Origin of the sequence: Sinomonas humi (assembly GCF_000802235.1) — a bacterium.
GTDB lineage: Bacteria > Actinomycetota > Actinomycetes > Actinomycetales > Micrococcaceae > Sinomonas > Sinomonas humi.
Window position 1 is genome coordinate 71585 of the sequence record NZ_JTDL01000144.1, and the last position, 24572, is coordinate 96156.

The 24572-nt window shown below is 68.3% G+C and carries 20 protein-coding genes; 10 read left to right on the forward strand and 10 right to left on the reverse strand.

From position 1 onward, the window contains the following. Nucleotides 1–4: 4 nt before the first annotated feature. Both gatC and LK10_RS17245 read right to left on the reverse strand, forming a co-directional pair. Nucleotides 5–301 carry an Asp-tRNA(Asn)/Glu-tRNA(Gln) amidotransferase subunit GatC gene (gatC, locus tag LK10_RS17240; protein WP_043126359.1) on the reverse strand — a complete coding sequence of 99 codons (297 nt, stop codon included), beginning with the start codon at nucleotides 299–301 and terminating at the stop codon, nucleotides 5–7. Between the two features lie 157 nt (nucleotides 302–458). After that, nucleotides 459–1886, reverse strand: coding sequence for a CitMHS family transporter (locus LK10_RS17245; protein ID WP_043126360.1), 1428 nt, complete (start codon nucleotides 1884–1886; stop codon nucleotides 459–461). 154 nt (nucleotides 1887–2040) lie between these two features. On the opposite strand from LK10_RS17245, the gene LK10_RS17250 reads away from it, so the two are divergent. Together LK10_RS17250 and LK10_RS17255 are read left to right on the forward strand one after the other, a co-directional pair. Then, nucleotides 2041–3762, forward strand: a complete 1722-nt coding sequence (locus LK10_RS17250) for a sensor histidine kinase (RefSeq protein ID WP_197061979.1) — start codon at nucleotides 2041–2043, stop codon at nucleotides 3760–3762. After that, entirely contained in the window at nucleotides 3759–4418 is a 660-nt protein-coding gene (locus tag LK10_RS17255) for a response regulator (RefSeq protein ID WP_043126362.1), read from the forward strand. The genes LK10_RS17250 and LK10_RS17255 overlap by 4 nt, the downstream gene beginning before the upstream one ends. Before the next feature lie 105 nt (nucleotides 4419–4523). On the opposite strand, the gene LK10_RS17260 is transcribed toward LK10_RS17255, so the two are convergent. The 8 genes from LK10_RS17260 to LK10_RS17295 are packed head-to-tail and all read right to left on the reverse strand — an operon-like array spanning nucleotide 4524 to nucleotide 12595. Beyond that, entirely contained in the window at nucleotides 4524–5054 is a 531-nt protein-coding gene (locus LK10_RS17260; RefSeq protein ID WP_043126365.1) for a GNAT family N-acetyltransferase, read from the reverse strand. Further along, entirely contained in the window at nucleotides 5051–5887 is an 837-nt protein-coding gene (locus tag LK10_RS17265; RefSeq protein WP_043126367.1) for an inositol monophosphatase family protein, read from the reverse strand. The genes LK10_RS17260 and LK10_RS17265 overlap by 4 nt, the downstream gene beginning before the upstream one ends. Then, nucleotides 5887–8175, reverse strand: a complete 2289-nt coding sequence (gene ligA, locus LK10_RS17270) for an NAD-dependent DNA ligase LigA (RefSeq protein ID WP_052207513.1) — start codon at nucleotides 8173–8175, stop codon at nucleotides 5887–5889. Before ligA ends, LK10_RS17265 begins: the two co-directional genes overlap by 1 nt. Before the next feature lie 6 nt (nucleotides 8176–8181). Continuing rightward, nucleotides 8182–8970: a PP2C family protein-serine/threonine phosphatase gene (locus LK10_RS17275; RefSeq protein WP_052207514.1), complete on the reverse strand. Its 789-nt coding sequence runs from the start codon at nucleotides 8968–8970 to the stop codon at nucleotides 8182–8184. A 23-nt stretch (nucleotides 8971–8993) separates the two neighbouring features. Beyond that, complete coding sequence (locus LK10_RS17280) at nucleotides 8994–10166, reverse strand: adenylate/guanylate cyclase domain-containing protein (RefSeq protein ID WP_156144234.1); 1173 nt, start codon at nucleotides 10164–10166, stop codon at nucleotides 8994–8996. 11 nt (nucleotides 10167–10177) lie between these two features. Beyond that, nucleotides 10178–10750 carry a PH domain-containing protein gene (locus LK10_RS17285; RefSeq protein WP_197061980.1) on the reverse strand — a complete coding sequence of 191 codons (573 nt, stop codon included), beginning with the start codon at nucleotides 10748–10750 and terminating at the stop codon, nucleotides 10178–10180. A 22-nt stretch (nucleotides 10751–10772) separates the two neighbouring features. Beyond that, on the reverse strand, nucleotides 10773–11669 hold the full coding sequence (locus tag LK10_RS17290) for a biotin--[acetyl-CoA-carboxylase] ligase (RefSeq protein WP_043126372.1): 897 nt from the start codon (nucleotides 11667–11669) through the stop codon (nucleotides 10773–10775). Nucleotides 11670–11719: 50 nt separating this feature from the next. Further along, complete coding sequence (locus LK10_RS17295) at nucleotides 11720–12595, reverse strand: SDR family oxidoreductase (RefSeq protein ID WP_043126374.1); 876 nt, start codon at nucleotides 12593–12595, stop codon at nucleotides 11720–11722. A 224-nt stretch (nucleotides 12596–12819) separates the two neighbouring features. Here LK10_RS17295 and LK10_RS17300 point away from each other — a divergent pair, with 224 nt between their 5' ends. The 8 genes from LK10_RS17300 (at nucleotide 12820) to LK10_RS17335 (ending at nucleotide 24510) form a co-directional block, all read left to right on the forward strand. Further along, a complete protein-coding gene (locus LK10_RS17300) occupies nucleotides 12820–14415 on the forward strand; it encodes an acyl-CoA carboxylase subunit beta (protein WP_043126376.1) in 1596 nt (531 codons plus the stop codon). Beyond that, nucleotides 14412–14687, forward strand: a complete 276-nt coding sequence (locus tag LK10_RS17305; protein WP_043126379.1) for an acyl-CoA carboxylase epsilon subunit — start codon at nucleotides 14412–14414, stop codon at nucleotides 14685–14687. The genes LK10_RS17300 and LK10_RS17305 overlap by 4 nt, the downstream gene beginning before the upstream one ends. A gap of 378 nt (nucleotides 14688–15065) precedes the next feature. Beyond that, entirely contained in the window at nucleotides 15066–16817 is a 1752-nt protein-coding gene (locus LK10_RS17310) for a DUF885 domain-containing protein (RefSeq protein ID WP_081998637.1), read from the forward strand. A gap of 152 nt (nucleotides 16818–16969) precedes the next feature. Beyond that, nucleotides 16970–18391, forward strand: a complete 1422-nt coding sequence (locus LK10_RS17315) for a dicarboxylate/amino acid:cation symporter (RefSeq protein WP_043126382.1) — start codon at nucleotides 16970–16972, stop codon at nucleotides 18389–18391. Between the two features lie 283 nt (nucleotides 18392–18674). Then, a complete protein-coding gene (locus LK10_RS17320) occupies nucleotides 18675–19295 on the forward strand; it encodes a TetR/AcrR family transcriptional regulator (protein WP_043126385.1) in 621 nt (206 codons plus the stop codon). A 52-nt stretch (nucleotides 19296–19347) separates the two neighbouring features. Continuing rightward, on the forward strand, nucleotides 19348–21858 hold the full coding sequence (locus tag LK10_RS17325; RefSeq protein ID WP_043126387.1) for an MMPL family transporter: 2511 nt from the start codon (nucleotides 19348–19350) through the stop codon (nucleotides 21856–21858). A gap of 99 nt (nucleotides 21859–21957) precedes the next feature. Continuing rightward, a complete protein-coding gene (locus LK10_RS17330) occupies nucleotides 21958–22587 on the forward strand; it encodes a Maf family protein (protein ID WP_043126500.1) in 630 nt (209 codons plus the stop codon). Between the two features lie 81 nt (nucleotides 22588–22668). Next, complete coding sequence (locus LK10_RS17335; RefSeq protein WP_043126390.1) at nucleotides 22669–24510, forward strand: acetyl/propionyl/methylcrotonyl-CoA carboxylase subunit alpha; 1842 nt, start codon at nucleotides 22669–22671, stop codon at nucleotides 24508–24510. Nucleotides 24511–24572: the final 62 nt, after the last annotated feature.

Below are 24572 nucleotides of genomic sequence, written 5' to 3' on the forward strand. Positions count from 1 at the left end.
GCGCTCACTCCTCGTCCAGGATGGCCGGGACCTTGAACCGATGGTCGTCGGCGTCGGGGGCGCCGGAGAGCGCCTGGTCGGGTGTGAGCACATGGCCCACGACGTCCTCGCGGAAGACGTTGCTGAGGGCGATCGGGTGGGACGTCGCAGGAACATCCGGGGCGGCCACCTCGCTCACCGATTTGACGGCGTCGACGATGTGGGCGAGCTCCCCCGCCATCCGGTCCAGTTCATGTGCACTCATCTCGATGCGCGCAAGCTGCGCCAAATGCGCAACGTCATCCCGAGTGATCTCAGCCATGGATCTCCCCTGTGCGGTGGTTAGGTATCGCCGTCCAGTCTAGTCGTGCGGCGGGCTCGCGGCGTTGCGTCGCCCCTCCCGGCAGCGCCCGGGACCCGCGCCCCGTTCAACCGTCGGGAGGTGACGGTTGAACGGGCGGAGGGACGAGGGGACGCGACTAGCCGATGCCGACGACCCCGATGAGCACGCCGACCGCGAGCATGACGAGGGAGATCACGGCAGTCCGCCACAGGACGAGCTTGTGGTGATCGCCGAGCTCGACCTTGGCGAGGGACACGAGCAGGAGGATCGCCGGGACGAGCGGGCTCTGCAGGTGGAAGGGCTGTCCGGTGATGGAGGCTCGCGCCATCTCAGCGGCACTGACCCCGTAGTGGCTGGCGGTCTCAGAAAGAAGCGGCAGGACTCCGAAGTAGAACGCGTCGTTGCTCATGAAGAACGTCATCGGGATCGAAAGGATGCCCGTGATGACCGCCATGAACGGCCCAGCGTCTGCGGGAATGATCGAGACGAGCCACGAGGACATCGACTGCACAATCGTGGTCCCGCCGATCTTGCCCGTGAGTACGCCAGTGAGCACCGAGGCAGCGATCACCATGGAGACGACGGCGACGATCGACGGCGCGTGGGCGACGAGCTGCGCCGCCTGGTCCTTGACCCGCGGGAAGTTGACCACGAGGGCGACGGCGGCTCCCACCATGAACACATACGGCAGCGGGAGGATGTTCGCAACGAGGAGCACCATGATCCCGATCGTGAGCGCGAGGTTGAACCAGAACAACTTCGGCCGGAGGGTGGTCCGCGTGGGGTCGAGGGCCGTGCCCGCCATCGAGTCATCGTCCACCAAGGTGGTCACCGGCAGGGGTGAGTCTGCGAGCGCAAGGCCGCCACCCGGCGTCGTCCGCTTCCCGGTCCGGGCGCCGCGGTCGGAAGCCCATCCGGAGCCTCCCGGCCCCCACACCTCGGGGCGCTCCACGGCAAGGCGACGCCGTTCGCGGAGGCCGAGGCGCCACGCGAACAGGAAGACGAGGACGAGGCCGGCCAGCAGCGACGGAACCATGGGAACGAACACATCGTTGACGTCGATCTTCAGCGCGGCCGCAGCACGCGCCGTAGGGCCGCCCCACGGGAGGATGTTCATCGTCCCGTTCGCGAGGCCCGCGACGCATGTGAGCACGACGGGGCTCAGTCCGAGACGGAGGTAAACGGGGAGCATGGCGGCTGTCGTCAGGATGAATGTCGTCGAACCGTCGCCGTCGAGCGAGACAGCTGCAGCGAGCAGGGCGGAGCCAAAGACGACCTTGGCGGGGTCATTGCCGAGCTTTCGGAGGATAAACCTCACCAGCGGGTCGAAGAGGCCGACGTCGATCATGAGCCCGAAGTAGACGATCGCGAACATGAGCAGGGCGGCGGTCGAAGCCATGGACTTCATTGACGTGATGACCATGTCGCCTATGCCGAGACCGGCTCCGGCAAACAGTCCGAAGACTGTCGGCACGATGATGAGCGCGAGCACCGGTGTGAGCTTCTTGGTCATGATGAGCGCCATGAAGACGGCGATCATCGCGAAGCCGAGCAGTACCAGCATCGCTGACTCCTCTCTGTGAAGGGCATCACCACGGTGTGATGCGCGGTACAGACCGTAGCGGCCTGGTGGAACGAGAGAAGGGTTTGCCGAAGTTGCCGTGGGTAGTGCGCATTTTCCGGGTTTTGCGCGTTTTGCGCAGCCCTAGCATGGGCTCATGAGCACGACGACGGAGCGCGCCCCAAGCCGGAAAGGTCGCCGCGCCCTGCGCTTCTCGACGAGGATCCTCCTGCTCCAGCTGGCGGCCGTCCTGCTCGCTGTCGCCCTTGCCGCGGGCGCTCACCTATGGCTCGCGTACGAGCGACTCTGGACCGAGGCCGAGCAGAATGCCCTCACCCTCGCGCGCGCCGCCGCCGCGGACCCTGCTCTGCGGCGAGAGGTAGCCGCAGTCGCGGCGGAGGGCGGCACCCCGCCACCGGCCGAACTGGCCGCTGGGCCAGTCATGGCCGCAGCAGAGGCGATCCGCCAGCGCAGCGGGGCCCTTTTCGTCGTCGTGACCGATGAGCAGGGCCTCCGCCTCGCGCACCCGGATCCGGCACGGCTCGGGGAACGGGTGAGCACCGCGCCGGACGTCGCCCTCGCCGGACACGAGGAGACTGTCCGAAATACAGGGACGCTCGGCCCGTCGGTCGGCGCCAAGGTGCCGATCTTCGCACCGATCGGTGCCCGCCAAGCCCCCGGTACGGTCGTCGGCGAGGTCAGCACGGGCTTCGCGCGCTCAAGTGTCGGCGACAGCCTCGGCGCCGACGCTCTCGCTGTAGCCGGAACCGCAGCTCTGGCCCTTGCCGTCGGTACGCTCGCTTCGCTCGCCCTCCGCCGTCGGCTCTCCCAGCTCACCCTCGGGCTCGAGCCAGAGGACATCGGAACACTCGTCCAGGACCAGGAAGCCGTATTGCGGGGTATCGACGAAGGTGTCATCGGGATCTCGCGGACAAGACGGGTGACGGTCGTCAACGCAGCAGCTCGGCGTTTACTCGGAGACACACCCGACTTCACAGGTTCCGATTGGGCTGCGGCGCACGTCCCCGACGTCCTGAAGTCGCTCACCACGGCCAGCGCCGCTGACGAACCTGCCCGGGAGCTCGTGGTTGGGGAGCGGGTCCTCGTCGCCACCGCTCGGCGCGTCATCCATGGTCTCCGATCGCTCGGGTGGGTCGTCATGCTCCGTGACCGGACCGAGCTGCAGAGCCTAACCCGCCAACTCGATGCCGTCGGGGCGCTGAGCGAGGCGTTACGCGCCCAGCGGCACGAGTTCAGCAACCAGCTCCACGCTGTCGCAGGGCTTCTGGACATCGGCGAGGCCTCGCAGGCCCGCGCCTACCTCGGACAGCTGGCTTCTTCGGGTCCGCTCGACTATCCCCTGGAGCAGGCAGAGCTCCTCGGCGACCCCGGGCTTCAAGCCTTCCTCGGAGCAAAGGGCATCGAGGCCGCCGAGCGTGGAGTGGTCCTCCGGCTAGGCGACTCGACGCTCGTGCGCCGGCCCGTCTCAGCCCCACAGGACGTGACAACCGTCCTCGGCAACCTCGTCGACAACGCGGTTCGTGCCGCCGTCGCCGGCTCCCAGGACGGGAACGGGGAGCGTTGGGTCGAGGTCGAACTCCTCGACGATGGCCCAACACTGCACCTCGTTGTCTCTGACTCGGGGGATGGGATCGGTCCGGTGCCTCCGCCGCGCCTCTTCGAGCCCGGGTACACAACGACGCCCTCTGCGCCGTACGAAGCAGACCTCGAACCGCCCGCCGGGCACGGTCTGGGCCTCCCCCTCGCCCGCCAGCTCGCTCGGCGCCGCGGCGGAGAAGTGTGGGTCATCTCGCCAGGTCGCCCGGGTGGACCAGGCGCGGTCTTTGGCGCTCGGGTAGTCGGGAGGACCGAGCCATGACCGACTTCAGAGTCCTCATTGTGGACGACGACTTCCACGTCGCGCGCGTCCACGCCACGTACGTGGAAGCAATCCCGGGCTTCGCGGCTCTCGCCCCGGTTGGGACCGCCGCACTGGCACTGCAGGCCGTGCACGCGCTCCGGCCCGACCTTGTGCTGCTCGACGTGTACCTCCCCGACACGCCCGGTCTCGAGCTCCTTCCCAGTCTCGACGCCGACACGATCATGCTCACCGCAGCGGCCGATCCAGACTCGATCCGCTACGCCCTGCGGCGAGGCGCCCTCGGCTACCTCATCAAGCCCTTCGGGGCGGACGAACTCGAGACCGTCCTCCGCGGCTACTCACGCTTCCGACGAATGCTAGGCACGCCGGGCAACCTCGATCAGGCCAGCCTCGACCGCGCACGCCGGTCCCTGCTCGGCACGCGGGAACCGAGCGCGCCGGGCCGCCCACGCTCGAGCACGGAGACCGCAGTGCTCGAAGCCCTCGCTTCCGGCGGTCTCCTCTCGGCCGCCGAGGTCGCCGCCGTCGTCGGTGTCTCGCGCGCGACCGCCCAGCGGTATCTTGCCGCGCTCGCGGACGACGGCTCGATCGAGATCCGGCTCCGCTACGGCGCGACAGGGCGTCCCGAACACCGGTACGAGCTGTGCGATTGATCCAGCCGCACGCACCGACGGGAGGTGACCACTGAACGGGCACACACCGACAGGAGGTGACCCCTGAACGGGCGTGCACCGACGGGAGGTGACCCCTGGACGGGCCTAGGTGAGGGGCTTCCGGTAGACGGGCAGCCAGATGTCGGTCCCCTCGATCGGCCAGTCCCGTTCGGGCGCGCGCTCGTAGCCGAGGCGCGCATAGAGGGCGTGCGGGGCAACCCAGTCGATGCCCGTGGTGAGGACGACGGCGGTCGCGCCCGCGCGTCGTGCCCTCGCCTCGACCTCGGCTACGAGGGCGGTCGCCGCCCCGGTGCGTTGGACCGCGGGGTCAACGACGAGGAGGCGGAACTCGAACTCGCCCTTGCGCGCCACTTGGTCGAAGCCGTCGCCATGCGCCATGAGAGTCACGGAGCCGACAAGCCGTCCGTCCCTCTCGGCCACGAGCACCGTGCCACGCTTGGCCCGGTACGCCACGTCGACGACCTGCCGCATGTAAGGATGTTCGGCGTCCTCGAAATAGCCGGCCCCCAGATACGCCTCACGGGTGATCCGGGCAATCTCTGGGAAGTCGACCGCGGTGGCCTCACGGATCACGACTCCGCTCACTCGAGGTGTGCCCGTTCGCGCTGCGCTCATTCGACGGGGAACCGTCCCGAGAACTCGATGCCGCCGGCGCAGGTCCACAGGGCGAGGCGCTCCTCGGCCGAGGGTCCGCCTTCGAGCGGGCTCGTGAGCTGCGGGCGCCTGACCCAACAGCCGGCCTCTTCGGCGATGAGTGCTCCTGCCGCAAAATCGTGCTCGTTCAGGCCGCGCTCCCCGTAGGCGTCGTGGGTGCCGTCTGCAACTAGACACAGGTCCAGGGCGGCCGAGCCGAGGCGACGCATGTCCCCGAACCCGTCCATGAGCCCGGGCAGCGCACGAGCCTGCTCGGCCCGGATGGCCGGATCGTAGCTGAAGCCCGTCGCGAGCAGGGCCGAACCCGCGGTGTCCCGGCCCGGAAGGGGACCGTCGAGCGCTCGCGGCTCACCGCCGTCGTCCGCTCTGAAGGCGCCGCCCCCGTGAACCGCCCAGTACTCCCGGCGGAGCGCGGGGGCACGGACGACGCCGGCTAGCCACCTGCCGTGCTCGTCGGCGACTGCGACGCTGGTCGCGTAGTAGACGATGTCCCGGATGAAATTCGTAGTGCCGTCGAGCGGGTCGATTGACCACCGGAAGCCGCTCGGCGAGTCGACGATCGTAGTCCCCTGCTCTTCACCGGTCACGATGTCGCGCGGCCTCTCATCCGCGAGGACCGCCCGGACGGCGCGCTCCGCAGCGAGATCGAACTCCGTGACCCAGTCGCTTCCGGAGCTCTTCGTCTCCTGGCTCAGCTGCGCCCCGTCCCGTCCGGCCAGCACGGCTGCGCCGGCGGCGGCCGCCCGTCGAGCTGTAGTCAGGAGATCGGCCAGGAAGTCCTCGGTGTAGTCCATCACTCGTCCTCGTCCGTCGCGATTGCCGCGAGGACTTCCGAAGTCTCCGCTTCGTCGTCCCCTGCCTGCCCTTCCTCGACGGCTGGCGCATCGCCTAGACCCGCGGGTCCCTGCTCGAGCAGGATCCGGAAACGATCCTCGTCGAGCACCGGCAGGTTGAGCGATTCTGCCTTGTCGAGCTTGGAGCCGGCGTTCTCCCCCGCCACCACGTAGTCGGTGTTCTTGGACACTGAACCGGAAGCTTTCCCCCCGCGGATGATGATGGCCTCCTTGGCCTCGTCCCGGCTGAAGTTCTTGAGCGAGCCAGTGACCACGACCGTCAAGCCCTCGAGCGTGCGCGGCGTGGACGCGTGCTGCTCGTCCCGCATGAGCACGCCGGCGTTCTTCCACCGGTCTACGATCTCGCGGTGCCAGTCCTCGGCGAACCACTCGATGACTGCGTCCGCGATGATCGGCCCGACGCCGTCGACCTCGGCAAGCTGCTCTCTCGCATCCGGGGCTGCGAGGACTTCGCGCAGCGCGTCCATCGAGCCGTACCGTGTCGCGAGGGCACGGGACGCCGTCGGCCCGACGTGCCGGATGGAGAGGGCCACGAGGACGCGCCACAGGGGCTGGCTCTTCGCCTTCTCGAGTTCCCGGAACAGCCGCTCGGTGTTGACGGTCGGCTTGGTCTGCGTCTTGTTCCAGAAGTACGGAACGAGCTCCCATTCGCCCGAGGCGACACCCTTGGTGCGCTTCTGGCGGCGGATCTTGACGTCGCGCAGGACCTCGGGAGTGAGGTCGAAGATCCCCGCCTCGTTCTCAAGCGGGGGAACCTCGGGCTCGGCAGGCTGGGTCAGGGCGACCGCAGCCTCCCAGCCGAGCGCCTCGATGTCGAATGCCCCACGTCCGGCGAGGTGGAAGACCCGCTCGCGGAGCTGGGAGGGGCACGAGCGGGCGTTGGGGCAGCGGATGTCGACGTCGCCCTCCCTCGCGGGCGCGAGCGGCGTCCCGCACGATGGGCACTCGGTGGGCATCACGAAGTCCCGCACGGGCGGATCCTGCTGGTCCCTCAGGGCGAGGACCGGGCCCACGATCTCCGGGATGACGTCGCCCGCCTTGCGGAGGATCACGATGTCGCCGATCTTGACGCCCTTCGCCCTGACGACGTCCTGGTTGTGCAGGGTCGCCATCTCCACGGTCGAGCCCGCAACCTTGACGGGAACCATGACGCCGAACGGCGTCACACGGCCGGTGCGGCCCACGTTCACCGCGATATCGAGGAGCTTCGTGTGGACTTCCTCCGGCGGGTACTTGAACGCGACGGCCCAGCGGGGCACGCGGCTCGTGTGACCGAGTGCGCGCTGCGTCGCGAAGTCGTCGGCCTTGATGACGATGCCGTCGATCTCGTGGATGAGGCTGTGCCGCTTCTCGCGGTAGGTCTCGATGAACTCGAGCACCTTCCCGTAGCTCTCGAACACCTCGTAGTACGGGCTCGTCGGCAGTCCCCACGACTTAAGGAGTTCGTACGTCTCCGACTGGCTCCTGGCCGGTATCCCCTCGCGCACGCCCACCCCGTGGACGAACATGCTGAGTGGGCGCTTCGCCGTCTCGGCCGGGTCCTTCTGGCGCAGCGATCCGGCGGCCGCGTTGCGAGGATTGGCCAGCGGCGCCTTGCCGTCGGCGATGAGCGCCTCATTGAACTCGTTGAACGCCTTCGTCGGGATGTAGACCTCGCCCCGGATCTCCACTTCCTCGGGGTGGTCCGTCCCGGCCAGCCGACGCGGGATGTCCTTGATGGTGAAGACGTTGTGCGTCACGTCCTCACCCGTCCTGCCGTCGCCGCGGGTCGCAGCCCGTACGAGCTCGCCCCGGCGGTAGAGCAGGTTGATCGCGAGGCCGTCGATCTTGAGTTCAGTGAGCCACCGGACCGGCGGGAGGTTTCCAAAGCCGGCGATGCTCGCCTCGGCCCGCGTAATCCACGCGTCGAGCTCCTCGATCGAGAAGACGTCCTCCAGGCTGTACATGCGGCTCAGGTGCGTCACGGGGGCGAACGCCGCCGTGGCCTCGCCGCCGACTTCCTGCGTAGGGGAATCGTTGGAGACAAGCTCGGGATGGAGCGCCTCGAACTCCTCGAGCCGGCGGAACATCGCGTCGTACTCCGCGTCCGAGATGACCGGCGCATCCTCGTTGTAGTAGAGCGCCCGGTGCCGCCGCACTTCCTCGGCGAGAGACTCGTACTCCTCCCGGAGGGTCGCAGACGGGGTGGCGGCTTCGGGGGTCACGGATTCTGCGCTCACGTGTCCTATCTTGCCTTACCCCTCCGACACGGGAAGGGGGCCCTCGTCTGCCGACTCGACCCCGACGACGACGACCGTGACATTGTCGCGGCCACCGGCCTCGAGCGCCGCGGCCACAAGAGCATCCGCGGCTGCCTGCGAGGTTGGGTTCTCCCGCAGGATGGCCGCGATCTCCAGATCCTCCAGCTCGGTCGTGAGCCCGTCGGAGCACACGAGCAGGCGCTGGCCGGGGAAGGCCGGGAGCAGCCACAGGTCGGGGTCCGCGTCGAAGCCGGTGCCCAGGGCGCGCGTCACGACGTTGCGCCGCGGATGCACCCGGGCCTCCTCGCGCGTGATCTCTCCCCTCGCCATGAGCTCCCAGACCTCGGAGTGATCGACTGTGATCTGGTCGAACTCGCCGTGGTCGGCTGCGTACACTCGCGAATCGCCGACGTTGGCGACGATCCAAGCGGGGGCGCCGTCGTCGTCGTTCGCGCTGAAAGCTGCGGCGAGCGTCGTGCCCGCCCGGGCTCCGGTGGCCTCCCGGATCGCCCAGTCCGCGCGCCGGACCGCAAGGACGACGTCGAGCATCGTCACGGGCTGCCCCGCGGGCAGCATCTCCTTGTCAGCCAGGGCCTCGATGCAGAGGCCGCTCGCGACCTCCCCTGCCTCATGCCCGCCCATTCCGTCGGCCACCGCGAACACCGGTTCACGTGCGAGATACGAATCCTCGTTGAGCTCACGGACAAGGCCACGATCTGTTGCCGCACCGACATCGAACACGAGTCTCGCTTGCTGCTCGGGAGTCTCCTCGCCGCCGGCCATAGGTATCCCCCTTGTGTGAGCCATCAGTCGAGCACGATACCCGTGCCCTCGCCCCTGCTCAGCGCGACCGGCCGTACTTCGCCGAATCCGCGCACATTCTGGGCCTCGAGGGGACTCAGAACGAACCGTGCATCGCTCCCGAGGACACCGGCTGTGAGCTCGTCCACAAGCACCTGCCCGGGGGCCGCGATCGCCGTGAGGCGCGCCGCGAGATTCACCGTCGGGCCGTAGATGTCCCCCAGCCTGCTCAGCACGCGCCCCCACACCATCGCCACGCGCCCCTCGGGGAGACGCTCGTCCGCCGCAATCTCGCGGGAGAGCGCAAGCGCGATCTCGGCGCCCGCCGTCGGAGTCTCGGCGATGTACAGGACTTCGTCCCCGACCGTCTTGACGAGCCGGCCGCCCCCCACGGAGATGACTTCAGCGCACGTGTTCTCGAAGGTCTGGACAAGCCGGGCGAGCGTCTTCTCGTTCATTCGGCGGGAGAGGCTCGTGTAGGAGACGAGGTCGGCGAATCCAACGGACCGCGCAAGGGGTAGCGGCGCGTCGTCCTCGCCGCCGGTCCGGCCCTCCTCGCTCGCCTCGAGCCCTTCCCGAGCGCGGACCGCGAGACGCTGGACGCCTGCGCTCAGCTGCCGCCGCCATGAATAGACGAGCATCTCCTCGAGCGGTTCGATGAGGTTCGGCAGTTCCTCGACGAGACGGACGCGTGCCTCCGCGTCCGAGATTCCCTGCGTCGCCACCATGTCCTCGATGAGCGCCTCGACCTGCCAGACGACCATGCGGTCCGTCATCTGGCCGATCGCACGGGTCACCGAGAGCGCGGCGTCCTCCGTGAGCACACCATTCCGGACGAGATTCGGCATGAGCTTGAGGTGCTCGAGGTCCTCGGTAGTGAAGGCGAGATCGTCGTCCGTGAAGTTCGGCATTCCAAGCGCCCGCCAGAGCTTGCGGGCGGAGAAGAGCGAGAGACCGACCCCTTGGGCGACTTCGCGCCGCTTGAGCGTGCGTTCGCCTCCGAGCAGGAGATTCTCGAGCGACTTCGCGGCGCGCCGGTAATCGCCCACCGCCCGCCTCTCCGCTTCAGTCGGCCCGGTTTCCACAGATTCCGCTGCGGCCTCAACGGCCGCCGCGTTCGGCGCGGCCGGATCGTCGTCGACGTCTGCTGGCACGGAAGGAGGCAGCTCGTCGTCCATGTCGCCCTCCATCAGTACTCTCTCAGCTCCCAGGGCGGTGCGTCCGGGCAGCCCGCCCGTCCGTCAAGACGCGGCAGCCCGCCGTCGTCCGCGAAGCCCTGATCCGGCGGCAGCTCATCGATCGCGTCCAGCACGAGTTGTCGGAAGCTGCGCACCTCGGGCACGTCGTCGAGCCGTAGGCTCGCGGCCTGCCCTGTCGTCAAGGTTATCGAACCCGAGTGCACGAGCGACTGCAGGATAGTTTGATGAACCGCGACGTCGCTCACCATGGCAAGCGGGAGCTCACGCTCGCTGCGCCGGAATCCCCGCTGGCGCCGGAGGATGCGACGGCTCGTCAGGGTGTAGCGGAGCGCTCCCCACGCCAAGAGACGCCGCACCGGGTACGCAACGACCATCCACGCAGCGAGAACGGCGGGAGCCAGGGCGAGCCAAGGCCCCGATCCCTCCGGGACCCATGGCAGCACGGCGTCTAGGCGTCCCCGAGACAGCCATCCGGCGGCGAACGCCGCGAGCCCGCAGATGAGCACGGTGGCGACGGCGGGGAACACGAGGAGGGACCCATGTCGCCGTGTGTCGACGATCACCTGCTCCCCTGGGGAGAGCTGCCTACGCATAGCCGCCGTCGGCTGGGCGGAGATGGACGACGTCGCCCGCGGACACGGCGTGCCGCTCGCCGCTGTCCTCGACGACCTGGAGCGAGCCGTGCCCATCCAAGCCCGTGGCACGGCCCTCGAGCCGGCGGCCGCCCGGGAGCTCGACACGCACTCGCCGGCCCAAGGTGATGGTCGCGTCCTGAACGCGCGAGAGCAGACTTCGACCGCCGTCGAGCGGGGCGTCCGCATTGCCGTTCACGGCGCAGAAGGCGCGATAGCGCCGCGCGAACTCCTCGAGGTACCTCGCGAGAAGTGCCGTGCGGTCGACGGGGCGGCCTGCGGCGAGGCTCGCCGACGTCGCGGTTGGAACCGGGAGCTCGTCCTCGCGCAGCGAGACGTTGACACCCGTCCCGAGGACGACGCCGGGCGGCTCGCCATGCGCGCCCGGGGCGAGATGGGCAAGGATGCCAGAGATCTTGAGCCCGTCGACGACGACGTCGTTCGGCCATTTGAGCGCCGATTCGATCCCCGCGATCTGGGCGAGGGCCTCTCGGAGCGCGAGGGCGGCAAGGGGCGAGAACCACGAATAGGACTGCGTCGGCAGGGGGCGCCCGGCGGCGTTGTGCGGACGCAGGAGGATCGAGACCGTGAGCGAGGCACCCACGGGCGAGGCCCAAGGCCGATGCAGGCGACCGTGCCCTTCGGTCTGCCGCTCCGCGACGAGAACGGCGAGGTCTCCCCACGCGTCCGGCTCGTCGCTGGCCAAACGGGTCAGCTCCGTGTTGGTGGAGCCAATCTCGTCGAGGACCTCGATCCGCGAGAGCCCGGCCTGGTCCGCAAACTCCGTTCCCAGACGTTCCCGGTCGAGGGGGCCGCGGGCCTCGGAATGCGCAGACGTGTCCTGATCCATACCGGAATCCTAGCGATCGGCGTCAGGGGGAAGCTGGGCGAAACCCCACGTCAGAGGAAGATGTCACGCTCGAGCGCCTCTTCGGGCTTCCCCAGGCTATAGCGGGAGAAGTCCGTGACACCCACACGGCGGAGTGCCTCTTCGTCGGTGAAGAAGTGGCCGGTTGTTGTGCGGGGATCGCTCGTCAGGATGGCGTGTGCCGCGTCCGCGACAATGTCAGGGCTGCGCGACGCCCCCGGGTTCACCCCGCCGTGAGGGAGGTTCCGAATCGCCGCGGTGTCTATGAGGGTCTGCGGCCACAGGGAGTTCGCGGCGATGCCCTCTTCTTTGAGCTCCTCCGCGAGGCCCAGGGTCACGAGGCTCATCGCATACTTGGCCATCGTGTACGCGAGGTGGGCGCCGGCCCACTTGGGCTCCAGGTTCAGGGGCGGGGACAGCGTGAGAATGTGCGCCGGCGACCCGCCGCGGGCCGCCTCCCGGAGGGCGGGCAGCGCGAGCTTGGAGAGGAGGAAGGTTCCGCGCGCGTTGATGTCCTGCATGAGGTCGTAGCGCTTCATGTCGATTTGGTCGGTGCGGGAGAGATCGATGGCGGACGCGTTGTTCACCACGATGTCTATGCGGCCGAATGTCTCGAGGGCCTGCCGGACAGCCCGGGCGACGTCGTCGTCGCGGCGCACGTCCCCCACGATGGGGAGGGCGCGCCCGCCTGCCGCCTCGATCTGCTCCGCCGCGCTGAAGACCGTGCCGGGGAGCTTTGGGTGAGGTTCGCCGGTCTTGGCCAGCATGACGATGTTCGCACCGTCCACCGCCGCGCGCTTCGCGATAGCGAGGCCGATTCCCCGGCTTCCGCCGCTCATGAGCAGGGTGCGTCCAGCAAGCCCGGGGCGTCTCGCGGACGCGGCGTCACCCGATGTGATGGTGGTCATGGGGACAGCATAGGCAATGTTACTCACCGGTAACAAGGTGCCTGGGCAAGCACTCGGCGACGAGCGTCGTCGTACTCCCAAGGGGCACCAGAAATTGTAGGGTTCCTACACATGGGAGCCGCGCTAGCCTCACTAGACTGTGGTAATGGCTCCGCTGATTGTGCGGAACCTACATCCGAGATCGACAGAGACAAATCCGACTTCGACCGAGAGCTGGAGCCCGCGTGACCCACGATTTGACCACGACCGCCGGCAAGATCGCGGACTTCCGCGAGCGGCGCGCCGCTTCGCTCCTTCCGTCCGGCCCCGAAGCCGTGGAGAAGCAGCACGCGCGGGGCAAGAGCACGGCGCGCGAGCGGATCGAGATGCTCCTGGACGAGGATTCGTTCGTCGAGTTCGATGCCCTCGCCGTCCACCGCTCCACCGCTTTCGGCATGGCCAAGAAGAAGCCGCTCGGCGACGGTGTGGTCTCCGGCTACGGCACGGTCGACGGCCGGCTCGTTGCCGTCTACAGCCAGGACTTCTCGGTCTACGGCGGGTCGCTCAGCCAGGTCAACGGCGAGAAGATCGTCAAGGTGCAGGAGTTCGCGCTCCGCAACGGCTGCCCCGTGGTCGGCATCAACGACGGCGGCGGCGCCCGCATTCAGGAAGGCGTCGCCTCGCTCGCGATGTTCGCGGACATCTTCCGCAACAACGTCGCCGCATCGGGGGTCGTCCCGCAGATCTCGCTCATCATGGGCCCGTGCGCTGGCGGGGCGGCCTACTCCCCCGCACTGACCGACTACGTCGTCATGGTGGACAAGACGAGCCACATGTTCATCACCGGGCCGGACGTCATCAAGACGGTCACGGGCGAGTCCGTGGATATGGAGACCCTCGGAGGCGCGCGGCAGCACAACGCGACGACCGGCACCGCGACCTACCTCGCCTCGGACGAGAAGGACGCGATCGAATTCGTCCGCGAACTCCTCGACTACCTCCCGTCGAACAACCTCGTCGAGGCCCCCGTGCTCGACTCTGACCAGGAACTGGAAGAGACGGACGAGGACCTCGCCCTCGACGCCCTCGTCCCCGACTCGCCGACCCACGGCTACGACATGCGCACGGTCATCGAAGGCATCGTCGACGAAGGCGCGTTCCTCGAGATGCAGGCCCTCTACGCGCCGAACGTCATCATCGGCTACGGGCGCATGGAGGGGCACACCGTCGGGATCGTGGCCAACCAGCCGATCCAGTTCGCCGGCACGCTGGACATCGCTGCTTCAGAGAAGGCGGCGCGCTTCGTGCGGCACTGCGACGCGTTCAACATCCCGATCGTCACTCTCGTCGACGTCCCCGGCTTCCTTCCGGGCAAGGACCAGGAGTTCCAGGGCATCATCCGGCGCGGAGCGAAGCTCCTCTACGCGTATGCCGAGGCCACGGTCCCGAAGCTCACCGTCATCTGCCGCAAGGCGTACGGCGGGGCGTACATCGTGATGGGCTCGAAGAAGCTCGGCGCGGATCTCAACCTCGCCTGGCCGACGGCGCAGATCGGAGTCATGGGCGCTCAAGGTGCGGTCAACATCCTGTACCGGCGTGACCTCGCTGCGGTTGCGGAGCAGCCGGGCGCAACGGCGAGCGACGTCGAGGCGAAGCGGACCGAGCTCATCCGCCACTATGAGGAGGAGCTCCTCAACCCCTACCAGGCAGCCGAACTCGGTTACATCGACGCCGTCATCGCCCCCTCCGAAACCCGGGTCCAGCTGCTGCGCGGACTGCGGGCACTCCGCGACAAGCACGCCTCGATGCCCGCCAAGAAGCACGGGAACATCCCGCTGTGAGCCCGTCAACTGCCGCGCCCGGCACCGGGGGCCCGGGAGCGAACGACGACGGCGACGCACCCGCCGTCGTCCTCTCCCCCCTGTTCTCGGTCACCCAGGGCAACCCCACGCCTGAGGAACTCGCGGCACTCACGGCGGTTCTCGCCGCCGTGGCCTCAGAGGAGGCCGAGGAAGCTGCCGAAGCGTCGACTTCCCTGAGCCGGCGAGAGCGGATCCGCCGGGCGACCCTCCGGCCGCGACACATGATGAACCAGCGGCGGGGACGGTTCTAAGGCGCTCCGCCCCTCCCTCCCCCCTCCGTCCAAGGGTCACCTCCCGACGGTGCCCACCCATCCAGAAGTCACCTCCCGACGGTGCCCACCCATCCAGAAGCCACCTCCCGACGGTGCCCACCCCATCCAGAAGTCACCTCCCGACGGTGCCCACCCATCCAGAAGTCACCTCCCGACGGTGCCCACCCATCCAGAAGTCACCTCCCGACGGTTGCAGCTCAAGAACCGCGCAGGAGCCAACAAACGCCCCACCACCCGCAGGACCTGACCACCAAACGCCCCACCACCCGCCGGACCTGACCACCAAACGCCCCACCACTGGCGGGACGTGACCAACAAACGGAGGAGGGGGGCCGAAGTGTGCAGGGGTTCTTTCAGATGTCGGTCCCGGAGGCTAGGCTCGGAGGCGTGACTCAGAACACCTCGAACGCCTCCACCGAGACCCCGCAGCGAGCACCCTCGATCGTCGACGCAGCTGCCGAGACCTTCACCGATCGGCACCTCGAGCTCAACCCGTCGCTCGCGACGGAGCTCGGCTTCGCGGGCCACGAGACGGAATACCCGGACTATTCACCAGCCGGGCACCAAGCCCGCCTGGCACTCTTCCGGGAGACGCTTACGCTGCTCGAAACGCTCGAGCCCACCGACGACGTCGACGAAGTCACCCTCGACGCGATGCGCGAACGCCTCGGCCTCGACGTCGAGGAAATCGAAAGCGGTTGGACGCTCGCCGACCTCAACAACATCGACTCCCCCGCGCAGCACATCCGTGCAGTCTTCGACCTCATGCCCATGGGCTCGGCGGAAGACTGGAGCAACATCGCCGGCCGAGCCGCCAACGTGCCCGCAGCGATCGAGGGCTATGTTGCATCGCTCCGCGCAGCCGCCGCCGACGGCAAGGTTGCGGCCGCGCGGCAGGTGCGCGTCGTCGTCGGACAGGCGCGCCAGTACGGGGCCGAAGGCAACGGCTTCTTCGCCCGACTGGCGGAGAACGCGAGGCTCGACGGCGGGGCAAGCCTGCCCGACGACGTCGCCCGCTCGCTAGCCGAGGGCTGCCGCGCCGCTGCAGGCGCCTACCGCCAGCTCGCCGACTTCCTGGAGGACGAATTGCTTCCGCAGGCGCCCGAAAAGGACGCCGTGGGCCGGGAGCGGTATGCGCGAGCGTCACGCCGCTTCCTCGGAGCCACCGTAGACCTCGAGGAGACCTATGCGTGGGGCGTCGCCGAGCTCGACCGGATCATCGCCGAGCAGGAGGCGGTCGCCGAGCAGATCAAGCCGGGCGCGACCGTCGAGGAGGCCAAGAAGGCCCTCAACGATGATCCTGCGCGCCAGCTCAAGGGAACCGAGCAGCTCAGGGCGTGGATGCAGGGACTCGCAGATCGCGCCGTCGCCGATCTCGCCGGCACTCACTTCGAAATCGCGGAGCCGATGCTCAAGCTCGAGTGCATGATCGCTCCGACGCACGACGGGGGCATCTACTACACGGCGCCCTCCGACGACTTCTCCCGCCCCGGCCGCATGTGGTGGTCCGTACCAGAGGGAGAGGATTCGTTCACGACGTGGTCCGAGACGACGACGGTGTACCACGAAGGCGTCCCAGGGCATCACCTCCAGTGTGCGACCGCCGTCTATCGCCGCGATCTGCTCAACCGCTGGCGCCGACTCATCTGCTGGGTCTCCGGCCACGGGGAGGGCTGGGCCCTCTACGCCGAGCGCCTCATGGACGAGCTCGGATACCTCTCCGATCCCGGCGATCGGATGGGCATGCTCGACGCTCAGCGGATGCGCGCCGCCCGCGTCGTGTTCGACATCGGCGTGCACCTCGAGCTCGAGGTTCCCGAGCGTTGGGGTTCGGGCACTTGGACCCCCGAGAAGGGCTATGACTTCCTGCGGAAGAACCTTGCGATCTCGGACGGTCAGCTCGACTTCGAGTACAACCGTTATCTCGGGTGGCCGGGGCAGGCTCCCTCCTACAAGGTCGGGCAGCGCCTCTGGGAACAGATCAGGGCGGAATTGGCCGAGCGGGCTGCTGCCGAGGGGAGCGAGTTCGATCTCAAGACGTTCCACACGCGAGCCCTCAACCTTGGGTCTGTCGGCCTCGACACCCTTCGGAGGGCCCTCCTCGGATGAGAGATACTTCACAGCGGCCGCGGGAATAACGTAACAATTCCCAGACATGGCGCGGCATTCCGCGAGATCCGCGGAATGCCGCGCCTCTGGGTATTGTAATATTTCTCAACAAGGATTCTGTGTGTTATAAACCGCTCCTCTAAGGTGCTCGGGTGAGCACATCAACCAGCACCCGCACCCGCCGCCTGCCGGCGTGGGCGACGTCGTTCGGGACGCAGATCATTGCTGCGCTCTTCGTCGGCGTCATCCTCGGCCTCTTGGCCAAGTTCACCGGCAGCACGTCCGCGAAGCCCAACGGGCTCGGCGCGACCCTCTCGACAATCGGCAGCAGCTATGTCGCCCTGCTGCAGACCGCCGTCGTCCCCCTCATCTTCACCGCGGTCGTCAGCTCGATCGCCAACCTGCGACAGGTATCGAACGCCGCGAAGCTTGCCTGGAACACGCTGCTCTGGTTCGCCATCACGGCCTTCGTCTCGGTCATGATCGGCATCGGTCTCGGTGTCCTCTTCCAGCCGGGCGCCAACACGGGCATCACCCAGCAGGCGAAGTACTCGGGCAAGACCGGCGACTGGTGGGCCTTCCTCACGGGCCTGTTCCCCCACAACTTCCTCGGCCTCACCGCCAGCTCGACGGTGGCCGACGGCGGTGCCGTGACCACAAGCGTGAGCTTCAACGTCCTGCAGATCCTCGTGATCGCGATCGCGGTCGGGATCGCCGTGCTCAAGATCGGTGCGAAGGCTGATCCGTTCCTCTCGTTCACGCGCTCGGCTCTCGAGATCATCCAGAAGGTCCTCTGGTGGATCATCCGCATCGCGCCGCTCGGCACGATCGGCCTCCTTGGCAACGCAGTGGCCTCCTACGGCTGGGACACGATCGGCGCCCTCGGGAAGTTCGTCCTCGCGATCTACGTGGGCCTGGTGCTCGTGCTCTTCGTGTTCTACCCGATCCTCGTCAAGAGCCATGGCCTTTCGATCAAGCAGTATTTCTCGGGGGTATGGCCGGCCGTGCAGCTCGGGTTCGTCTCGCGCTCGTCGATCGGCACGCTGCCGCTCACGCAGCGCGTGGCCGAGCGCAACCTCGGCGTGCCACAGGGCTACGCATCGTTTGCCGTGCCGCTCGGGGCTACCACCAAGATGGACGGCTGCGCCGCGATCTACCCGGCCGTCGCCTCGATCTTCGTGGCGCAGTTCTTCGGACTGCACCTCGACTTCAGCCAGTACCTGCTCATCGTGATCGTCTCCGTCCTGGGCTCGGCCGCCACCGCTGGGACGACGGGCGCCGTCGTCATGCTCACCCTGACGCTCTCGACGCTCGGCCTGCCGCTCGCCGGCGTCGGCCTCTTGCTCGCCATCGACCCGATCCTCGACATGGGCCGGACCGGAGTCAACGTCGCGGGCCAGGCCCTAGTGCCGACGATTGTCGCGAAGCGCCAGCGCATCCTCGACCTCGACCTCTACAACGCGAAGCGCTCGCGGACTGCCTTCTCTGACGACACCGAGAACGAAGAGAGTGCGCGCGGGAACGAGCAGGGCGCTCAGACCGCAAACGACGGCGGTTTGGTCGCCGCCCGCTGACCTCCCCGCGAGGCCACTTCTGGCGAACAACACCTGCTTCATCTCCGGCCGTTGGGTCGCGCTCGGCATGGGCGCGGCCCAACGGCCTTTGCTTGCTTGAATCTGGCCTCTCCTTGGCGCATAAGTGGCGAGTCGGCGCGAGAGAAATGGCCACGCGTCGGGGGAAGAAGTGGCCACTCGTCGGGGGAAGAAGTGGCCGATCCTCGGAAGCGAAGCCGCCAAGGAGGCGAGAGCCTTCGTATCGAATTTGCACAGAGTGCAAACTTGCACTTAGTGTAATGGGGTGACATCTTCCCTCGAGACCCCGTCCCGCCGCGAGCTCAACAAGGCCGCGACGCGACAGTCGATCGTCCTCGCCGCGATGCAGCTTGCCCAGGAGCGCGGTCTCGGTGGCTTCACGGTCGAAGAGATCGCCGATGCAGTTGGCATCTCGCGCCGGACGTTCTTCAACTACTTCTCGAGCGCCGAGGAAGCCATCGCCGCGCCGACCTTCGGCTTCCTCGACGCCGCCCTCGACCGGTTCCGCGATCGCCCCAAAGGCGAGCCGCTCCTCGAGTCGGTCATCCAGATCCTGCTGGCCTTGGCTGACAACGAGTTCATCGAGCCCATGGCCCAGTCGTTCCTCGTCTCGCATGGAAACGAGCCCGCGATCCGGTACCAGCTGCAGGCCTTCGACGAATGCAGCGACAAGATCGTCACGGCGATCCGCGAGCGCGAAGGCGATTCCCTCGACGACGTCTACGTCCATGCGCTGGCGGGTTCGGTCATGTCCTGCGGCAAAGCCGCGCTCGAGGTGTGGCTCGCCGAACGCGGAGCCGACCTCTCGCCGTCGTCCCTCGACCGCTTGCGCGGGCTGCTCATGGCCTCGTTCGAGCACCTGAAGTCCGGCTTCGCCGCCCCCTGAGCCGCGCGGCCCATTCCTTCCCCTTCCACAAAAACCCTCCCGAGAAGGCATCATGGCTACTCTCCTCTATCGCCTCGGCCGGTTCGCCTACGACCGCCGCTGGCTCGTCGTCTCGCTCTGGTTCGTGGTGCTGCTCGCCGTCGGCGGGTCGGCTGCCGCGTTCCACGGGGCCCTGAGCAACTCGTTCCAGATCCCCGGCACCGAGACTCAGCGCATGCTCGACAAGCTCCAGACCGACCTGCCCTCCTCTGCAGGCGGCAGCGCGACGATCGTCTTCGAATCGCCCAACTCCGCGTTCACGGCAGACCAGAAGCAAGGCATCACCGATGCGCTGGCCAAGATCAAGGGGCTCGACGGCGTCCAGAACGTCACCGACCCGTTCGCCACGCAAGCGCAGCTCGACAACGCGACGACCCAGCTGGCTTCGGGCCAGAAGCAGCTCGCCGCGGCCGAGGCCCAGCTCACCGCCGGGCAGCAGCAGCTGGATGCGGAGCGCAAGCAGCTCGCCGCGAGCGGCCTCCCGCAGTCCGCGATCACGAGTGCGACGGCGGGAGCCCAGGCCAAGCTCGACTCCGGGGCTGCGCAGCTCGCGCAGCAGAAGGCGAGCCTTGCGCTCGGCGAGCGGCAGGCGCAGGCCTCGCAGGGCCTGCGGTTCGTCTCGACGGACGGCAAGGCGGCCATCGCAACGATCCAGTTCACGAAGTCCACTGATGCGCTGCCGAGCAGCCTGCGCGACGAGGTCCAGAGCCTCGCCCAGGTCCCGGGCGTCAACTCCTATGCGAGCAAGGAGCTGACCCAGGACATCTCCCAGCTGTTCGGCACGTCTGAGGCGACCGGCGTGATCATCGCCGCGATCGTCCTGCTCGTCATGCTCGGAACGTTCGTCGCAGCAGGCCTTCCCCTGCTCATGGCGCTCGTGGGGGTCGGCGTCGGCGTCGGCGGCACGTTCGCGCTCACGGGCCTCGTCCAGATGAGCTCGACCACCCCGATGCTCGGCCTCATGCTCGGCCTCGCCGTCGGCATCGACTACTCGCTCTTCATCGTCAACCGCCACCGCACCCAGCTCCTTCGGGGCATGCCGCCCAGGGAGTCGATCGCCCTCGCGATCGGAACCTCGGGCAACGCCGTCCTGTTCGCGGGGATCACGGTCATCATCGCCCTTGCGGCCCTCGTGGTCCCCGGGCTGCCGTTCCTGAGCGTCATGGGCATCGCAGCGGCCGCGACCGTGGCAGTGGCTGTCCTCGTGGCCGTGACCTTGCTTCCAGCCGTCCTCGCCTTCGCCGGCCGGCGCATCATCTCGAAGCGACGCTGGGCGAAGGCCGACGCCGAGAACGCCCGATTCGCCAGCGCGAACGAAGGCGAAGGCGGCGCAGCGAGAAGCGCCGAGGAGGCGCGCGTGGACGCTGCCAAGTCCCAGCGGGGCTGGGGCGGCTGGGTCACGCGGCATCCGTGGATCGCGCTCGTCGCATCGATCGTCGTCCTCGGCGCGCTTGCGCTGCCGGCGGCCCAGCTCCGCCTCGCTCTTCCCGACGGCGGCTCCGAGCCGGTGGATTCGAGCGCGTACAAGGCCTACGAGGCCACGGGCAAATACTTCGGCCAAGGCATGACCGGGCCGATCATCGTGGTGGGCGAGCTGCCCGCAGGCCTCGACGCGACAGCTGCGAAGACGAAGGAATACGACGTCGCCGACCAGCTCCGCTCCGTCGCGAACGTCACTGCCGCCGTGCCGGTGGCCCTCAGCGAGAATCGCCAGACCGCCGTCTTCCAGGTCATCCCGACGGACGGCCCGGCGAGCGCGAGCACCGTCCAAGTGGTCAGCGACCTGCGGGCCAAGGGCGCGCAGATCCGGTCCCAGACCGGGGTCACGATCGGCCTCACCGGCCAGACCGCCGCGAACGTCGATGTCTCCTCGAAGCTCGCTGACGCCCTCCCGCCGTACCTCGCGATCGTCGTCGGGCTCTCCCTCGTGCTCCTGCTCCTTGTATTCCGCTCGCTCCTGGTCCCGCTGCTCGCAACAGGAGGCTTCCTGCTCTCCCTCGGCGCGGCGTTCGGAGCTGTCGTGGCGGTCTACCAGTGGGGCTGGCTCGGGCCTGTGTTCGACGTCACCCATCCCGGCGCAGTTCTGAGCTTCCTGCCGATCCTGCTCATCGGCATCCTGTTCGGGCTCGCGATGGACTACCAGGTGTTCATCACCTCCGGGATCCGCGAGGCGTATGTCCACGGCCAGGAGGCGCACCTCGCCGTGCAGACGGGGTTCCGGCACGCTGCCCGCGTCGTGACCGCGGCCGCGATCATCATGGTGAGCGTGTTCGCCGGCTTCATCTTCAGCCATGTCACGATGATCCGGCCTCTCGGCTTCGCCCTGGCGCTGGGCGTGCTGCTCGATGCCTTCGTGGTGCGCATGACCCTCGTCCCCGCCGTCATGCGCCTCATCGGGCGCGGCGCCTGGTGGCTGCCGCGGTGGCTTGCACGGCTCCTGCCGGACCTCGACATCGAGGGCGCGAAGCTCGAGCGGACGACGGCGGAAAGCGCGCCGCGCGAGACCGCCGGCGCCGCGCTGTAAGCACCTCAGGCGCCGGAAGGCGGAGACGGGGCTAGGCTGGGCGGCGTGACTACCACGCCGCCCAGCCCTTTCTCGCCCTCCGGATCCGCTCGCGAAGAGCTGGCCCCGCTCGTCCTCGCCTCCAAGTCGCCGGCGCGGACGAAGCTCCTGACCGAGGCTGGGATTCCGCACCGCATCGTTCTCTCGTCGGTCGACGAAGAGGCGGTCGCAGCGGCGCACCCCGACGCCACTCCGGGTGAGACGGCACTCCTGCTGGCCCGCGCCAAGGCCGAGGCCGTCGCGACCCTCCCCGAGGCCGAGGGCGCACTCGTGCTGGGCTGCGACTCGGTCTTCGAGTTCGACGGCGAGGCCCTCGGCAAGCCGTACACGGCCGAGGTCGCGATCGAACGCCTACGGGCGATGAGCGGCCGCACCGGCACCCTGCACACCGGCCATTGGCTCGTGGACTGCCGCGACGGCGTGCTCTCGGACGAGGGCGAGCTCTCCTCGGCCCTTGTCGAGTTCACGGTGATGTCCGACGACGAGATCGCAGCCTACGTCGCGACCGGCGAGCCCCTGCATTGCGCGGGCTCGTTCACGATCGACGGGTTCGGCGGAGCGTTCCTGGCCCGGGTCGAGGGTGACCCGCACACCGTGATCGGCCTCTCGATCTCGACGCTCCGCTCGCTCCTGGCACGAGCCGGAGTCGCGGTGACGGATTTCTGGCGACCCGCCGTCGTCGCCCGCTGAGCCGACGCCCGCGCCGCCGGCCACTGATTTGTAGGACCTCCACAAAGGATCGCCGTCTCCCCCGCTGAATGCGCCATCAATATGGGCGATTCCACCAAAGGAGCGCTAGGCTCACGGGGAGCACAGAACGGAGAAACCTTGTCCCCCAACGCTGGAAGCAGCCCCATCACCAAGGTCCTCATCGCGAACCGCGGCGAGATCGCCGTGCGCGTCATCCGCGCCGCCCGCGACGAGGGCATCGCGTCCGTGGCCGTCTACGCGGACCCGGACCGGGACGCGCTGCACGTGCGTCTCGCTGACGAGGCGTTCGCGCTGGGCGGGACGACCGCCGCCGAGTCGTACCTCATGATGGACAAGATCCTCGAGGCGGCGAGCGCCTCCGGCGCCGACGCGATCCACCCGGGCTACGGCTTCCTCTCGGAGAACGCCGAGTTTGCGCGTCGCGTCCTCGATGCGGGCCTCACCTGGGTTGGCCCCTCCCCCGAGGCGATCGCGGCGCTCGGCGACAAGGTGAGGGCGCGCCACATCGCCGAGAAGGTGGGCGCACCTCTCGTCCCGGGCACGAAGGACCCCGTCAACTCAGCCGACGAAGTGCTCGCCTTCGCTGGCGAGTACGGCCTCCCGGTTGCGATCAAGGCTGCCTACGGCGGCGGCGGGCGCGGCATCAAGGTCGCGCGAACGCTCGAGGAGATCCCCCACCTCTACGAGTCCGCCGTCCGCGAGGCGACGGCGGCGTTCGGGCGGGGCGAATGCTTCATCGAGCGCTTCCTCGACTCCCCCCGTCACGTCGAGACCCAGTGCCTCGCGGACTCGCGCGGCAACGTCGTCGTCGTATCGACCCGCGACTGCTCGCTCCAGCGCCGCAACCAGAAGCTCGTCGAGGAGGCGCCAGCGCCGTTCCTGAGCGAGGACCAGACGAAGCGGCTGTACGAATCCTCGAAGGCGATCCTCAAGGAGGCCGGCTATCTTGGCGCTGGCACGTGCGAGTTCCTGGTCGGTCAGGACGGCACGATCAGCTTCCTCGAGGTCAACACGCGCCTCCAGGTCGAGCACTGCGTGTCGGAGGAGGTCACGGGGCTCGACCTCGTGCGCGAACAGTTCCGGCTCGCACGCGGCGAGGAGCTCGGCTATGACGACCCCGAGATCCGCGGCCACTCGTTCGAGTTCCGGATCAATGGCGAGGACCCCGGGCGGAACTTCATGCCGGCTCCCGGCACCGTCGAGACCCTCAAGTACCCGGCCGGCCCGGGCATTCGAGTCGATTCCGGCATCGAGGCCGGTGAGGTGATCAGCGGCAACTTCGACTCCATGCTTGCGAAGCTCGTCGTGAGCGGTGCGACCCGGCAGCAAGCCCTCGAACGCTCGCGCCGCGCGCTCGACGAACTGGTCATCACCGGCATGCCCACCGTGGTCCCGTTCCACGCCGCCGTCGTCCGCGACCCCGCCTTCGCGCCGGCTTCCGGCCCATTCAAGGTGCACACGCGGTGGATCGAGACCGAGTTCGAGAACACGATCCCGGCCTGGTCGGGAACCCCGGGCGCCGCAGCGGACGACGCCGGCGAGCGGCAGAGCGTCGTCGTCGAGGTGGGCGGCAAGCGCCTCGAGGTGACGATCCCGGCTGGCCTCGGCGGCGTGGCGAAGGTCGGGAAGACCAAGTCGAAGAAGGGCCGCTCCTCGCGGGCAGGCTCCTCGGCCGCCGTCGCGAGCGGCGATGCCCTCACGGCCCCCATGCAGGGCACGATCGTCAAGGTCGCCGTCGCGAACGGCGAGCAGGTCGCGGAGGGCGATCTCGTCGTCGTGCTCGAGGCCATGAAGATGGAGCAGCCGCTCACGGCGCACCGAGCGGGAACCGTCCACGGCCTCACGGCCGAGCCGGGGCAGACGGTGTCCGCGGGATCGGTCATCGCGACGATCGAGGACTGACCACTCGTCGAGCGAGAAGTGGCCCCTCGTCGGAACGCCGACGAGGGGCCACTTTCGTACCG